The following is a 14,451-nucleotide window of genomic DNA, read 5'->3' as shown; positions in this document are numbered from 1 at the left end:
CTCTCGAGCCGCCGGCCTACAAGCCGCCCTTGTCCACGATCTTCTTCAGCACCGCGGTCTCGTCCTGAATACGCTTGCCGAAGTCGGCAGACCCGAGGAACTGTGGCGGCTCGCCGCTTTCCTTCTTGTGCGCCTCGACGAACTCGGGGTCCGCCACGACCTTCTTCAGCGCGGCTTCGAGGTACTTGACGACGTTGTCGGGTGTCTTGGGCGGTGCCAGTAGCCCGATCCAGGCGGCCCGGAATGCCACGTGGTGGCCAAGGCTCTCGAGCGTCGGCAGCTCCGGGAACTGTTCTGGACTCTCGGTACCGGTGCTCACCAACCCACGGACCACGCCCTGCGCGAGCTGCCCGGTCGTGGAGGCCAACCCCGGCACCGCCACCTCGATGTGTCCACCGAGCGCGGCCGCGACCGCCGAGGCTCCGCCATCGAAGGGCACATGCTTCCACTCGACGCCGAGTTCGTCCGTCAGCGCGGACACGATGAGATGGCCGGTGCTTCCCGGCCCGGACGTGCCGTAGGTGATCTCGCCGGGATGGGACTTGGAGTACTCGACGATCTCGTCGAAGGACTTGTACGGCGAGTCCGGCCGAACCACGAGGACGTAGGAGACATCGGCCACCTGCGCGATCGGCGTGAAGTCGGACGCCTGGTAACCGACGTCCTGCGTCAGGGGCGGCGTGACGACCGCGCCACTGGACGCCATGAGCAGCTCGTACCCGTCCGGTTTGGCCTGCTTGACCTGCTGGGTTCCGACGGTCCCACCGCCGCCCGGGCGGGAGACGGCGCGAACGGGAGCGTCCACGTACTTGCCGATGGTCTCGATGACCCGGCGTGCCGTGGTGTCCACACCTCCGCCTGGATCGTACGGAATCACGATGTCGATCGGCTTCTGCGGATAACCGTCATCGTCGGAACCAGACGCCGTCGATCCTTCGCTGCAGGCTGAGGCGCCGAGCGCCAGCACGGCCAGCAGGGCGAGGACTCCAGTCGAGCGCCGGGAAGTACCACGTTGCACAGGGTGCATCTTCGGACCCGCATCCCATAGGATATATTAGATAGCGGACGCTACCGCAGGTCGCGCGCAGCAGTCAAGGTGCTGTGCGGCAGGCTGGCTGGCTGCTGATCAGCGGACCCCGGCGTTGACCGCCAGATTCCGGCCCGCTGTTCGCCGCGTGGGCACTCGTGTTCGTCCGGGTCCTCGGCGACCTGCCGGTGGCGGTACCGCTCGCCACCGGACGCACCCCGGTGATCGGCTTCGTCCTGCTCGACGGGTGGGACCAGGGGATCTTCAACCGAGTGGCGGCGCTCGCGCTCGTCATGACCGCGATCACCGCGCCGATCGTGATGATCATGGTCTGGCTCGGCAAGCCACGGTTGCGAAGGGCGAACGCCGCGCGCCGACCGGCAAGGAGGAGTGGGGCATGAAACCGCACTGGTGGTGGGTGGCACCGGACCGACCGGACCGGACGTGGTGAACGGGCTCTGCGCCCGGGGCTACGACGTCACGACCTTCCACAGTGGATTCCACGAGGTGGACTTCACCGGCGACGTCCGGCACATCCACGGCGACCCGCACTTCCCGGAGACCATCTCCTCGGCCCTCGGCACCGCGGAGTACGACGTGGTGATCGCGCAGTACGGCCGGCTGCGGTACCTGATCGCCCACTTCGCCGGCCGGGCCGGCCACGTGATCGGCATCGGCGGCTCGACCGGCCAGCTCGCCGCGCGGGACGCCGACGTCTGGGGCGAGCTCGGCCGGCCGGCGGTGATCACCGAGGAGCAGCAGATCCTGGAGGCCGACGAGGAACGCAACACCTTCGGCTACCGGATGGCCAAGGCGTGCCAGGACTGCTCGACGCCGCCCGGCCGCGGTGGTCGGCGAGGGACTCCGCGCAGATCCTGGCCGAGCTCGGCCTCACCCCGGCGCAGGTGGACGAGCTGGTGGCGGCGGGGTCGCGAGGTAAGCGGTGTGCGAGCGGCAGGACGTGGTTCGCGCGACCGGGTCAGCCGCGCATCCTCTGGTTCGGGTCGGCCCGCGTGTCGGCTTCGGTGCGGGTGAGGCCGCCGACCCGGGCGTGTACCCGGCCCCCGCTGGTCACCGCCACCGCGAGGAGCAGCTCGTCCGGTCGGGGCGCGTCGACCACCCGCAGGGTCGCGGTGTCGTAGTGGGAGCGCACGTACAGGTGGTGGCGGTAGGCGAGGGGGATGTCCAGGCTCTCTCCCGGGCCGCCGACCTTCTTCGTGGACGCGAGCCAGGCGCGGCCGCCGCCGACGCCGCGGCGGAACCCGTCGCCGAAGGTGGTGGTCAGGCAGGCCGCGACGTGCTCCTGCTCGCCGTGCACCCCGCACATGCCCGCCTTGCCGTAGCCCTCGACCGGGCGCCCGTCGAGCAGTGCCAGTGCCCGGCGGCCAAGTTCCTCGCCAAGCTGGCCACTCGGCTCGACGAGCGTTCCCAGGTCCTCGACGTACCGGCCGGCGAGCGGGTTGGCGATCACCACTGCCGCGACCGCCCTGCGCATCGGCTCGTGCGGGCGCGGGCCGCCGTCGTGCTCGATCTCCTCGACGTGGCCGACCCACTTTCGCACGGCGTACCCGAGCTCCTGGTCAGACGAACGACGGTCGTGCCTTGAGCTGTTCGACGTCAAACCCGGCCACCTCCCGGTAATGCTGGATGATCTGCCGCAGCTCCGCCTCCGGGATGACGTCGTTGATGTCGTCGAACGGACGGTCGCCGCTGCGCTCGTAGACCTCGCGCAGAATGGCGTCGGGCGGGTTGGTGCGGTTCATCGCCACCACCTTCGCCGTGGCCGGCAGGCGGGTGGCTTCGTATTCGGCGAGGGCATCGGGACCGACACCGCGACGCTTGAGGCAGCCGGTGAGGAATCGTGCGTCCAGGATGGCCTGGCCGGCGCCGTTGGATCCGCGCGGGGTCATCGGGTGTGCGGCGTCGCCCATCAGGGTGGCCCGCTGGTAGCTCCAGCGGGGCAACGGATCGCGGTCGACCATCGGGAACACCATGACCGGGTTGGCGGAGCGGAGCAGCTCCGGCACGTCCAGCCAGTCGAAATGCCAGTCGGCGAACGGGGGGAAGTAGTCCGCCGGCTCCGCTTCCCGGGTCCAGCTGTAGGAGTTGGGGTGCGGGCGCTTCAACGTGACCACGAAGTTGACCAGCTGGCGACCGGCGTCGTCGATGTTGTCGCGGATCGGGTAGATGATGAGCTTGCCGACGTCCATCCAGCCGACCCGGGCGGTGTTGGCACCGCTGAGGAACGGCGGGAACGGCACGGCGGCGCGGTAGCTGGTCAGTCCCGAGTAGACCGGCTCGCCCTCGCCAGGGTGGAACTGCTTGCGGACCGCGGAGTGGATGCCGTCGCAGGCGACCACGACCGACCCGGTGACCGGCGGAAGCGGCGCGCCGTCCGGGTCTTCGAAGTGGGCGGTCGCCGTCGACTCGTCCTGCTCGACGCGCACGCACCGGTGCCCGGTGGCCACGCTGTCGCGGCCGAGCCGCTCGAGCACCGCGTCGAGGAACGCGCCCTGCATGTCGCCGCGGTGGATGGAGAACTGCGGCCAGGGATACCCGGCGCTCTCGCCGGCGAGCTCGGTGAAGATGTGCTGGCCGAACCGGGTGAAGTACGAGGCGTCCTTGGTGCGTACCGCGCAGGCGTCCAGCGCGTCCACCAGCCCGAGCTGGTCCAGCTCGCGGACCGCGTGCGGAAGCAGGTTGATCCCGACCCCGAGGGGTTCGAGCTCGGGCACCGCCTCGTACACCCGGCACGCCACGCCGATCTCGTGCAGGCTCAGGGCGAGCACGAGCCCGGCCGCTCCGGCCCCGATGATCACCACGTCCGTGTCCTTGCTCATGACTCCCCCTCGCAGGCTCGGTCGAGCCGCTCGCGGTCGCCCTGTGACATTGATTCGCTCGCAAGCTCGCTCATGACTCCCCCTCGCAGGCTCGCGGTCGCCCTGTGACACTGATTCGCTCGCAAGCTCGCTCATGCTGGCCCACTTTCGTTGCTCGGTACGGTGGTGACGGGTAGCGGCGCGTAGATCGATCGGCGCGAGCGGCTGAACCATGGCTCCTCGACGAGCTTCGCCCGCATCGGTGCCGCGCGGGCGGCCCCCCGTTCCGGCGAGTCGAGCGCGTCCAATGTGGACAGATGGTGGAACGTCAGGTGCGTCCACGGACCTCCGGCGGCGTCGACGACCACGAGGCGGCGCACCCCGGTCCAGCCGTCGGCGGCCATGAGCATCTCGGTGTGCTCCTGCTCGTACCACGCGTCGTAGGCGGCCACCCGGTCGGCCGGCACGGCGAAGGCGACGACATAGAGGTACGCGGTGTCCGGCATGGTGCCGACCTCGGTGTCCACGGTGCAGGTGAACCGGGTGAAGCCGCTGACCGCGTCGAGCATCGCCGTGGTGCGGGCGGACGGCGCCGCGCGCAGCCGCCGATAGCCGTCGGTGTCGAAGGCGGCCAACTCGTCGACGTGGTAGACGGCGACGTACTCGCCGGTCCCCTCGGTGGACCGATAGCGCCGCGCGGACCGGAACCCAGGCAGGGCCAGCCGTGCCGGCACGTGTTCCTCGTCGTACCAGGCGTTGAACTCCGGCTCCAGCGCGGCGGGCGGGGTCATCTGGGAGAACAGCAGGGCCGAGGGGGACGTTGCCACGGGTGAGGTCCTTTCTTGCTAGGAGCTGGGCTGCTTGTCCTGGAGGGAGGCGACCGCGGCGTTCATCGCGTTCGCCATGTGCGTGGCGTACGCCTCCCGCGCGGCGGCCGCGTCCGAGCTCCGGATCGCCGCCATCACCAGCTCCAGCTCCCGAAGGCCCTCGGCCAGGCGGCCCTCGCGCGCATAGGAGAGGAGCCGCACGCTCGTCGTGCGGGCGTAGAGCTTGTCCGCCACGTCGCCGATGACCGCGTTGTCCGCGGTGGCGAACAGGGCGCGGTAGAAGGTCTGCTTCTCCCGCATGATCCGGTTGATGTCGCCGGCGTGGTAGGCCGCCTCGAGCAGGCCGAAGGCGCCTTCCAGCGCGGCCATCGCCTCGTCGGTCACGTTCTGCAGGAACAGCGTGATCGCCAGCTGCTCCAACGACTCCCGGACGGCGTAGAGGTCGCGGATGCCCTTCTCGTCCACCTCCGCTACCACCGGTCCCCGGCCGGGAACGACCGTGACGAGGCCGTCGGTCTCCAGCTCGCGTAACGCCTCGCGCAGGGTGGACCGGCTGGCGCCCATCATGTCGCACAACACGCGCTCCACCAGGCGTTCACCCGGTGCGAACGTTCCGTCGGCGATCATCGCCCGGAGCAGGTCCGCGACTTGCGTGCGGATCGGCGCTACGGTCCTGGTCAGTGCGATCGGACGCTTGCCGGCGGCCATTGGTCACCATCCTGTTCTTGCGTGTGCCGAGTCGGTTACCCATACCAGATCGACCAGCGGACCGGACCTCATCGGCGAACGCCCTCCCCGTCCGAGCCGGTTCTCGACGAGTCGCCCGAGTCGCCGTCGTCCGGTGCCGGCCGCCGGCGCCGGACCCGGTCGCGGACCGCGGGAACGCGCATGGCCACCGAGCCGGCAAGGATCGCCAGCAGCAGCACGCCGAGACCGATCGAGTACGGGCGGCCGAGGATGAACGTCGGGTCCTCGCTGGAGATGATCATCGTCTGGCGCAGCGAGTTCTCCGCGAGCGGCCCGAGCACGAACGCGACCACCGCCGCGGCCGGTGAGTAGCCGTGGCGTTTCATCAACGTGCCGACCACGCCGAGCGCGATCACGATGCCGAGGTCGATGAAGCTGGCGCCGACCGCGTAGGTGCCGATGACGCACAGCACGATGATGCTCGGGATGAGGTAGGCGTAGGGCACCTTCAGGACTTGCACGAACAGCGGGATCGCCGCGACGCAGAACACCAGCAGCGCGATGTTGCCGAGATAGAGGCTTCCGATGACGCCCCAGGCGAAGTCGGGGTGCTCGGTCATCAGCTGCGGGCCGGGCGTGAGGCCCCACAGCACGAACGCCCCGAGCAGCACCGCCGTCGCCGCCGAGCCCGGAATTCCCAGTGCCAGCATGGGAACCATGGCACCGGGCGAGGAGGCGCTGATGGAGGACTCCACCGCGACCAGTCCGGGCATCGCGCCCTTGCCGAACTTGTGCTTGACCTTGGACACCGACTTCTCCAGGGCGTACCCGATGAAGGAGGCGACCGAGGCGCCGGCGCCCGGCACCAGGCCGACCAGGAAGCCGACGCCGGTGGCCCTGGGGAAGGTGAACCTGCTCTCCCGCCAGTCCTGCCGGGAGGGGAGGAAGTCCTTGCGCATCGAGGGCGCGATGACCGCACCGGTGACCCGATGCTGGCCGTCGGAGATGTTGTGCAGCACCTCGGCGATGCCGAACAGCCCGATGACCAGGGCGACGAAGCTGACACCGCTGATCAGTGACGGCTCGTTGAAGGTGAACCGGCTCGCGCCGCTGGCGAGGTCGACCCCGACCGTGCCGAGGCTGAACCCGAACAGCGCCGAGATCGCGCCCTTGACCTTGTCCTGGCCGACCACGGCGATGATCGTGACCAGGCCGAGCAGCACGATCAGCAGGAGCTCGCTCGGCCCGAACGACCGCGCGACGCCACTGATCGGTCCGATGAGGACGGACAGCAGGATGACCGCCGAGATGCCGCCGACGAAGTTGGCGACGGCCTGCATCACCAGCGCTGGCCCGGCGCGGCCCTGCCGGGCCAGCGGGTAGCCGTCGAAGGTGGCCGCGACCGAGGCCGACTCGCCGGGCAGGTTGATCAGGATCGCCGTGATCGACCCGCCGTACATCGCGCCGTAGTAGATGGCCGCGAGCATGATGACCGCCGCGGTGGGGTCCATGCCCAAGGTCATCGGGATGAGGATCGCGATCCCCGCGGTCGGCCCGAGGCCGGGCAGGATGCCCACGACGACGCCCAGCGCCACCCCGATGAGCAGGAACAGCAGGTTCTGCGCGGAGAACGCGGACTGCAGCCCGCCGAGGACGTTGTCGAGAACGGTCATGACTAGACCGCCTCCCCGGAATTAACAGTTGTGGTCACCGTGCGTTGGTGCCGTCCGGTTCGGCGCGTACTGGTGGCTGGGTTGCGTCCCGTTCCCCTTGGGTGCGGTTGGCAGGCACGTGGTTCGTGCGGGTTCCCGGTTGCTCGACTGGCTGAGGTTGGCACAAGGGGTGTCATGGCAGACCGCCGACGGTGAACAGGCCTTCGGGCAGGGAGATCCGGAACCAGACGTCGAAGGCCAGGTAGACGACGATGGTCAACACGCAGGAGAACACCACGTTGGCCACGAGGTGACCACGGTTGAACCAGAGCAGCAGCAACACCGCGAACAGGAACGTCGGGATCGTCGTGCCGACGAGGTGCATCCCGACGACGTAGCCGACGATGAGCGCCAGCACCGCCAGCGCGTCGCGAACGTCGAGCGGTTGCGGCTTCGCGGACTCGGCTCCGCGTTCACGATAGAGGTTCCACGCGCAGAGTCCCACGAGCACGACACCGGTCGTTCTGGGGAAGAACCCTGGGCCGAACTGCCCGTCGTCGGTGAGCAGCGGGTATTGCAGACCGATGAGCAGGAAGGCCAGCGAGTAGACCAGGAAGACCGAGGCGGTGACAGTTCGGGTCATGGCATCTCCCTCCGCCGTCGCGGCGGTCAGGCGTTGAGCGCCTGGGTGTAGCCGGCGACGGTCTCCTTGAGGTAGTCGGCGAAGTCCTTGCCCACCAGCACGCGCTCGGAGACGAAGTTCTGCTTGAGGTAGTCCTTCCACTCCGGCAGCTCGACGAGCTTGGTCACCGCGTCCTGCCACCACTGCACGACCTCGTCGGGCACGTCGGGCGGCATCACCAGGCCGCGCGGCTGGCTGACCGTGATCTCGTAGCCGAGCTCGTGGAAGGTCGGGGTGTCCGGCAGCTGATCCAGCCGATCGACCCCACCGATCGCGAGCGGCCGGATGTCACCGGACTTGTAGAGCCCGTACAGCGAGCTGGCACTGTGGGACAGGACATTGATGCTGCCGGACAGCAGGCTGTTGGCCGCCTCAGGGCCGCTGTCGTGCGCGACGTACTTGAACTTGACGCCGGCCACGTCGGCGAACTGCTTGAAGGCGATGAAGTCGATGGTGGTCAGGCCCGCGCCACCGACGGTGAGCGGCGTGGATTTCGACGCCTTGACCAGGTCGTCGAGGGACTTCCACGGCGAGTCGGCGTTGACCCAGACGACGTCCTCGTCCGTGCCGAGCAGCGCGATCGGGGTGAACCCGGTGGCGCTCCACGGGGTCGATGCCTGGATCGGCGTGGAGATGAAGCTACCGCTGGTCGCGGTCATGTCGTAGGCGCTGCCCTTGCGGTTGAAGACGTAGCCGTAACCCTTGGACCCGCTGCCGCCCTCCCGGTTGGTGACCGAGATGTCGCCGGGGTACAGGTCGTTCTCCGTGAGCAGCTTCGAGATCGTCCTGGACATGATGTCCACGCCACCGCCGGCGCCGAACGCGACGGTCATGTCCAGCGGGCGGCTCGGGTAGTCCGACGCCGCCGCGTCGTCCTGGTTGGCCGGGTCGTTTCTCGTGCAGGCGGCCGCCATGATCAGCAGGCCGCTCACCACCACGGCGGTGAATCGTTTGGTTCGCATCACATAACTCCTTCTGAGTGACCAGCGCGGTCCGGCAACCGGGTCGGTGGTCAGGCTTTGCCGAAGATGTCCTTGCGGAAGCTGTGCAGGATGCCGGGGTCGACGGCGACGCTCACGACCCTGGGTTCGTTCGCGGCGATCGCCTCGTCGAGGCAGTCGGCCAGCTCCGCGGCGGTGGCCGCGCGGCGGGCGCGGACGCCGAAGCCTTCGGCGATCGCGACGAAGTCGTTCGACGGCAGGTCGCTGCCGATGAACCGGCCCTCGTAGTAGTCCTGCTGGTACGCCTTCTCCGCGCCCCAGGCGTTGTTGTCCATGATGAGGAGCACGACCGGCACGTCGTACTCGCGCAGGGTCGCCAGCTCGCTGATCGCGAACAGTGCGCCGCCGTCGCCGATGGCGGCCACGCACGGACGGTCCGGACTGGCGATCTTGGCGCCGATCGCGGCCGGGAACGCGAACCCGAGGGAGGCGAAGTCCAGCGGGGTGAGCATCGACGGTGTCTGGTAGAAGTCGAGCAGCTCGGATGCCTTGAGGCACCACGTCCCCGCGTCCAGCGTGACGATCGTGTTCCTCGGCAGCCGCCCGCGCATGACGTGGAAGAACACGTCGGGGTTCAGCGAAGGCGCGTCCGGCGGCGCCGTTCGCCGGTCCCGTCGCATGGCATCGGCCCGTGCGCCCACCGTCGTCGCCCAGCTGGTGTCGGTGCTCGGCTCGACGCCCTCGGTGGCGTCGAGCAGCAGCTCGCACAGCGCGCGGCTGTCCGCGTGCACGGTGTGCGCGCCGGTGACGTAGCGACCGAGCATCGCGGGGTCCACATCGGACTGCACGACCGTGGCGTCCGGGGCGAAGACCGTCGGGTCGAAGAACGTCGAGTTGAACCCGAAGCGGGTGCCGATGCCGAGGACCAGGTCGGCCTCCCTGATCACCTCGTTGGCCAGCGCCGACCCGCGTGCCCCCATCTGTCCGAGGAACAGCCCGTGGTCGTTGGGCACGCTGTCGCGGTGCCCGGCCGAGGTCGCGACCGGCGCCTCGAACCGTTGGGACAGCGCGACGACCAGCTCACCGGAGTGTGTCCACTTGACCCCGGCGCCGGCCACCAGCACCGGGCGGCGGGCGGCGGCGAGCAGGCGCACCGCCTCGTCGGCGGCCCGCCGGTCGGCCACGGCCGGGCGCGTGATGGGGGCGATGTCGGCCCGGTCGGTCGGCGCGCACTCCTCGGCGAGCACGTCGCGCGGCACGTTGACGTGCACCGGGCCCATCGGGTGCGTCAGGGCCAGCCGGCACGCGCGGTCGACGACGTCGGCCACCCGGTCACCCCGGTAGGCGGCGAGCACGGCCTTGGTCACGGGCGCGAGGAGCGTCTCCTGGTCGACCTCCTGGAAGGCGTCCAGCTGCCAGTGTCCGGTCGACACGGCACCGCCGATGGAGACCACGGGGGAGCGGGCGGCCTTGGCCGCGGCGAGACCGCTGACGAGGTTGGTGACGCCGGGGCCGCTCTGGCCCGCCATCACCACGCCCAGCCGCCCGGCGGTTCTGGCGAACCCGTCGGCCATCCCGGCGGCGGCCCGCTCGTCCTTCGCGCCGATGTAGCGGACGTCCTTGTGGTCGAACAGCGCGTCATACACCTCCATCGTGGAGGAGCCGATGAGGCCGAACACGTGTGTCACACCGTGTGCGGCAAGCACCTCGACGAGCACTGCGCCGGCTTTGGTCAATGCGATCCACTCCTGGGTCGTGCGGGCGGTTCGGTGTGCGGCGAGGCGGGCCGCGTCAGCACCGTCTCGCGGGGTCTTGGCGAGACGGCGCTGGGATCGACGCGGACGACACCGTCGATCATCACCATGGCCACGGCGGGTATGTCGCCGCGGGCGAGTGCGCCCTCGGCGTCGGCGGCCACCGAACCCAACGGCGCGTCGATGACCGCGAGGTCGGCCGGCTGGCCGACCTGGAGCCGCCCCCCGGACAGGCCGAAGGCGTCCGCGACGCAGCCCGAGCCCCACGCCCAGGTCCGGGCGGGCTCGACCGCGCCGAGCGAGCTGAGCTCGGCGACGGTCTTGAGCAGTCCGAGGGGCATCACCCCCGTGCCGGTCGGGGTGTCGGTGCCGAGGATGACCCGGTCCTGGGCGCCGGCCTCGCGGACGGCATCGAGGATCACCAGCGCCGAGCGCAGGCTGCCGGCCTGCACGAGCTGGAGCTTCATGTCGGTCTGGCGCACCAGGGAGCGGACGCCGTCGTCGTCGAGCGAGGTGGGGCCGCCGTTGACGTGGCCGGCGATGTCCGGGCCGAGCTCCATCAGCAGCTCGGCGCCCACCGGCACGCCGTCGGCGGCGGTCGGCCCGCCGGAGTGGGCGGTGACCACGATCCCGTTGCGCTGCGCGTTGCGCACGTCCTCCCGCGCGGCCGCCAGGTCGGGGTAGACGGCGAAGCCGTACTTGGCCAGCCGGATCCCCTCCGCGGCCAGCTCGCTCATGTCCGAGGCGGTGAGACCGGGGGTGAGCAGCACGACGCCGGCGTTGACCTTCATCCCGCCGGGCCGGTGGTGGCGCCAGGACCCGGCGGCGAGCCGGGCGAGACCCTTGACGCTTTCCCGGTCCTGCGGCCGGTTCGGGATGTGGATCTCTCCGGCCGAGACGACCTGGACCACGGCCCCGTGCACGTACCGCTCGAGGAACCCGACGGACTGCTGACGGGGGGTGTAGTCGCCGAACAGGACGTGGGAGTGGGAGTCGATCAGTCCGGGAGCGACGGTCATCCCCCGGACGTCGATCACCGTGCCCGCCGCGCCGCCGGAGACCTCGGGCCCGCCAACAGCGTCGATCCGACCACCGACGACGCGGATGGTGTCACCCTCAGCGACGGGAGCGCTCAGGTCCCCGCTCAGCAGCCGGCCCGCATTGACGACCGTGACTACTTCGACGTCCGCCACCATCGACCATTTCCCTACTTCAGAGCCTATCTGTCGGACAAACAGACAGGCCGACTGTCTGTCGGTGGTTCATTAGGACAGAAAAGTTGACGACAAGCAAGTAGTAACTCTTCGTGTCCAGATGGTGAAACGTGCCGGGCCGGTTGCTTCGGGTCACCCAACTCGGTCGTCGAGGAGTTGCGCGACGGTCGCGTCTGCTGGATCAACCGGGCCGGCCGTGACCGTCAGCAGGACGTGATGTCTGCGATCAAGACGGTGCTCGAACCGGTACGACCTGTGCCCGCGGATGCAGTAGGCGACTAGGGAGGTACACCAACAGTGGCGTTCCGGCGACCCCCCACCGCTCAGGAAGCGGTCCTGAACGAACTGCGGCGCGCGATCGTGTCCGGCGAGCTCGTGCCGGGCCAGCAGATCGTGCAGGACGTGGTGGCGGAGCGGCTGGGCGTCAGCCGGGTTCCGGTGCGTGAAGCGCTCAAGATCCTGGAAGGGGAGGGGCAGGTCACCGAAATCCTTGTGCGGGCAGCCGAAGACCTGGTCGCCAGATACGAGCACCACCCCGACGAGTACGAGCGCAAATATGCAAGGCGGCTCCGTGAGCTGGTCGCATTGTTGAACGAAGAGATCACCAAACGTCAATCCGGTGACTGACCTGTGGGGTGGGATGGACGCGTGTCGTCCCACCCCACGGCCCGTGTCAGCGGCATCCTCGGCGGGTCGAGCCGTTCGGGCGAGAGCGGTTGGACATCGGGGCGTACCGCTGCGCCGCCTGCCCGAAGCTGGAGCTGTACGCCGTCGAGTCCGGCTGGTGATCATTCCCACTAGTGCTCCAGGGACAGATCTTCGCGCGACCTGCGGCAATGCCCGGGGAGCCAACCACCGGACACGACCGTGACCAGCGAGCTTCGGGCCGGCAGAAGTTGATCTAGCCCTGTAGTACTAGCCGCCTGTGGGCAGGACTCGGCCGAGAGCACCGGATCCCTGACCCCGGTCACCATCGTCATCGGCAACACCATCAACTTCGCTGCACCGCATGTCGCCCTGGAGAAGGGTTTCTGGAAGGACGAGGGCCTCGACGTCGACCTGGTCAACATCCAGCACGGGGCGCCGACCGCGCTCGCGTCGATGATCCAGGGCGACTCGTTCATGGCTTTCACCGGCGGGCCGTCGGTCATCCAGCCGATCACCCAGGGCGCCCCGCTCCAACTGCTCGTGACGGTCGGGCTCGGCTACTCGGTCGAGCTGACCGGACGGGCCGACTTCCTGAAGGACCGGGGGATCACCGCGGACTCGGCCATCGAGGACAAGGTGCGGGCGCTGCGCGGCGCCAGGCTCGGCTACGACACGCCGGGCGGGTCCATGGATCGGTTCTACCGCCACGTCCTCAAGCTGTACGGCCTCGACGCGGACAAGGACACCACGATGACCGCCCTGAACAACCCGCAAGGCGAGATGGCCGCCCTGCGCCAGGGGAAGATCGACGTGATGGCGGGATCACCGCCGGTCGGCGTCACCGCGGAGTTCGAGGGCACCGGCGCGCTCTTCATGCGGCCGTCCGAGGTGCCGGGGCTCAAGGACTACCCGTACCTGATCGGCTCGACGACCAAGAAGCAACTCGCCGACCAGCCGGAGCGGTTCGAGGGCGTCATCCGCGGGCTGCAGCGGGCGTTCGAGTTCCTCGACTCGAACCCGGACGAGTGCAAGGAGATCGTGCGGAAGTCCTTCCCGGACATGAAGCCGGAGGCGTTCGACGCGGCGTTCGTCGACGTGTTGCCGGTGATCCCGGACTCGCCGCTCATCACTGAGGAGTCGTTCGACGTGCTGGCCGACTTCGAACGCGGCAACGGTTCGACGGCGGACTTCGACTACGCCGACATCGTGCCGGCGGACTTCGTGACCAAGGCACTCGCAAAGGGACGGTGAGCATGGCGACGGTGACGCTTCCGGATGGCGCGGAGCTGAACTGCCTCGTGGACGACTACCGATGGCCGTGGGCGGACGAGGTGCCGGTGTTCATGGTGCACGGGTTCGGCCGCAACGCGCGTTTCTGGGACTGCTGGGTGCCGAGGGTCGCCGACCAGCGCCGGGTCTACCGCCCGGAGATCCGCGGCTGCGGCGACTCACCCGTGCCGCCCGAGGACTTCGAGTTCGAGGCGGCGAACCTGGCGACCGACCTGCTGCACGTGATGGACGGCCTCGGGCTGGAGCGCGTCCACTGGGTGGGCGAGCACTCGGGCTCCCTGCTGGGCATGATGGTCGCCCTGACCGACCCGTCCCGGGTGGCGAGCCTCGTCCTGTGCGACGCCCCGACCCACATCCCGCGCCGCATCCACGACGACGTGTACCCGATGGGCGAGCCCAGCACGGCGGCCGCCCTGGAGAAGTACGGCGTGGCCGAATGGTGCGCGAAGACGATCGACTACCGCCTGGACACCCGGCACGCCGACCCCAGGCTGGTCGCCTGGTACGTCGAGCAGATGGGCCGCACCCCGGTCCACGTGGCGGCGGGCCTGACGAACTGCTTCGGCCGGGTGAGCATCGCCGACCGGATCGAGGAGGTGGCGGCCCCGACCCTGCTCCTGATCGGCGGCGCCAGCGGCTGGGTGGCCGAACAACAGATCGCCTCGGCCTCCCGCCTGCGAAACGCCCGCACCGTGGTCTTCGACGACTACGGCCACGGCGCGAACCTCCTGGCCCCGGACCGATGCGTCACCGAGGCCCTGACCTTCTGGCAGTCCCTGGACAGCTCCTGAGTCCCGGGTGCGGCCCGCGGCTCCGGATCGGGATGAGCTCGGCGAGGTGTAGGCGCAGAGCAGATCATTCTTGACACCCTATAATCTACGATATATCGTCACCGTCAGGCGATGCGGCT

Annotated in this window: 14 protein-coding genes and 1 pseudogene; 5 read left to right on the top strand and 10 right to left on the bottom strand. The window is 69.4% G+C overall.

The window, feature by feature from the left end:
• Positions 1-16: 16 nt before the first annotated feature.
• Positions 17-850, bottom strand: a complete 834-nt coding sequence (locus tag GEV28_RS04790) for a tripartite tricarboxylate transporter substrate binding protein (protein ID WP_291408969.1) — start codon at positions 848-850, stop codon at positions 17-19.
• A gap of 335 nt (positions 851-1,185) precedes the next feature.
• Here GEV28_RS04790 and GEV28_RS04785 point away from each other — a divergent pair, with 335 nt between their 5' ends.
• Positions 1,186-1,428: a hypothetical protein gene (locus tag GEV28_RS04785; protein ID WP_291408967.1), complete on the top strand. Its 243-nt coding sequence runs from the start codon at positions 1,186-1,188 to the stop codon at positions 1,426-1,428.
• Positions 1,418-2,062, top strand: coding sequence for a hypothetical protein (locus GEV28_RS04780; protein WP_291408966.1), 645 nt, complete (start codon positions 1,418-1,420; stop codon positions 2,060-2,062). The genes GEV28_RS04785 and GEV28_RS04780 overlap by 11 nt, the downstream gene beginning before the upstream one ends.
• Here the strand turns inward: GEV28_RS04780 and GEV28_RS04775 are convergent.
• The 9 genes from GEV28_RS04775 to GEV28_RS04735 form a co-directional block, all read right to left on the bottom strand.
• The gene (locus GEV28_RS04775; protein WP_291408964.1) at positions 2,007-2,588 is read right to left on the bottom strand and encodes an amino acid synthesis family protein; all 582 of its coding nucleotides are present in this window, start codon (positions 2,586-2,588) and stop codon (positions 2,007-2,009) included. The two genes, GEV28_RS04780 and GEV28_RS04775, sit on opposite strands and share 56 nt — an antisense overlap.
• Positions 2,589-2,607: 19 nt before the next feature.
• Entirely contained in the window at positions 2,608-3,867 is a 1,260-nt protein-coding gene (locus tag GEV28_RS04770; RefSeq protein WP_291408962.1) for a flavin-dependent oxidoreductase, read from the bottom strand.
• Positions 3,868-3,998: 131 nt separating this feature from the next.
• On the bottom strand, positions 3,999-4,673 hold the full coding sequence (locus tag GEV28_RS04765; RefSeq protein ID WP_291408960.1) for a DUF4286 family protein: 675 nt from the start codon (positions 4,671-4,673) through the stop codon (positions 3,999-4,001).
• Between the two features lie 18 nt (positions 4,674-4,691).
• On the bottom strand, positions 4,692-5,381 hold the full coding sequence (locus tag GEV28_RS04760) for a GntR family transcriptional regulator (RefSeq protein WP_291408958.1): 690 nt from the start codon (positions 5,379-5,381) through the stop codon (positions 4,692-4,694).
• Between the two features lie 68 nt (positions 5,382-5,449).
• Positions 5,450-7,033 carry a tripartite tricarboxylate transporter permease gene (locus GEV28_RS04755; RefSeq protein WP_291408956.1) on the bottom strand — a complete coding sequence of 528 codons (1,584 nt, stop codon included), beginning with the start codon at positions 7,031-7,033 and terminating at the stop codon, positions 5,450-5,452.
• Positions 7,034-7,205: 172 nt separating this feature from the next.
• A complete protein-coding gene (locus GEV28_RS04750) occupies positions 7,206-7,655 on the bottom strand; it encodes a tripartite tricarboxylate transporter TctB family protein (RefSeq protein ID WP_291408954.1) in 450 nt (149 codons plus the stop codon).
• A gap of 26 nt (positions 7,656-7,681) precedes the next feature.
• On the bottom strand, positions 7,682-8,656 hold the full coding sequence (locus tag GEV28_RS04745) for a tripartite tricarboxylate transporter substrate binding protein (RefSeq protein WP_291408952.1): 975 nt from the start codon (positions 8,654-8,656) through the stop codon (positions 7,682-7,684).
• Between the two features lie 50 nt (positions 8,657-8,706).
• A complete protein-coding gene (locus GEV28_RS04740) occupies positions 8,707-10,371 on the bottom strand; it encodes a thiamine pyrophosphate-binding protein (RefSeq protein ID WP_291408949.1) in 1,665 nt (554 codons plus the stop codon).
• Complete coding sequence (locus tag GEV28_RS04735; protein WP_291408947.1) at positions 10,368-11,585, bottom strand: hypothetical protein; 1,218 nt, start codon at positions 11,583-11,585, stop codon at positions 10,368-10,370. Before GEV28_RS04735 ends, GEV28_RS04740 begins: the two co-directional genes overlap by 4 nt.
• A gap of 315 nt (positions 11,586-11,900) precedes the next feature.
• Between GEV28_RS04735 and GEV28_RS04730 the strand changes: the two are divergent.
• The 3 genes and pseudogenes from GEV28_RS04730 to GEV28_RS04720 form a co-directional block, all read left to right on the top strand.
• Positions 11,901-12,083 (top strand): annotated as a pseudogene (locus tag GEV28_RS04730) (GntR family transcriptional regulator); the annotation flags it as partial.
• A gap of 477 nt (positions 12,084-12,560) precedes the next feature.
• Positions 12,561-13,502 carry an ABC transporter substrate-binding protein gene (locus GEV28_RS04725; protein ID WP_367115031.1) on the top strand — a complete coding sequence of 314 codons (942 nt, stop codon included), beginning with the start codon at positions 12,561-12,563 and terminating at the stop codon, positions 13,500-13,502.
• 11 nt (positions 13,503-13,513) lie between these two features.
• Positions 13,514-14,332, top strand: coding sequence for an alpha/beta fold hydrolase (locus GEV28_RS04720; protein WP_291408945.1), 819 nt, complete (start codon positions 13,514-13,516; stop codon positions 14,330-14,332).
• Positions 14,333-14,451: the final 119 nt, after the last annotated feature.

Source organism: Actinophytocola sp., assembly GCF_009379765.1.
In the GTDB taxonomy this organism is placed as follows: Bacteria; Actinomycetota; Actinomycetes; order Mycobacteriales; family Pseudonocardiaceae; genus Actinophytocola.
This window is presented reverse-complemented; position numbering and strand designations above follow the sequence as displayed.

Bases quoted from the DNA above. Each gene is read 5' to 3' on its own strand.
- GEV28_RS04770 (WP_291408962.1), bottom strand. From the start codon at position 3,867: ATGAGCAAGGACACGGACGTGGTGATCATCGGGGCCGGAGCGGCCGGG.
- GEV28_RS04745 (WP_291408952.1), bottom strand. From the start codon at position 8,656: ATGCGAACCAAACGATTCACCGCCGTGGTGGTGAGCGGCCTGCTGATC.
- GEV28_RS04755 (WP_291408956.1), bottom strand. From the start codon at position 7,033: ATGACCGTTCTCGACAACGTCCTCGGCGGGCTGCAGTCCGCGTTCTCC.
- GEV28_RS04735 (WP_291408947.1), bottom strand. From the start codon at position 11,585: ATGGTGGCGGACGTCGAAGTAGTCACGGTCGTCAATGCGGGCCGGCTG.
- GEV28_RS04750 (WP_291408954.1), bottom strand. From the start codon at position 7,655: ATGACCCGAACTGTCACCGCCTCGGTCTTCCTGGTCTACTCGCTGGCC.
- GEV28_RS04760 (WP_291408958.1), bottom strand. From the start codon at position 5,381: ATGGCCGCCGGCAAGCGTCCGATCGCACTGACCAGGACCGTAGCGCCG.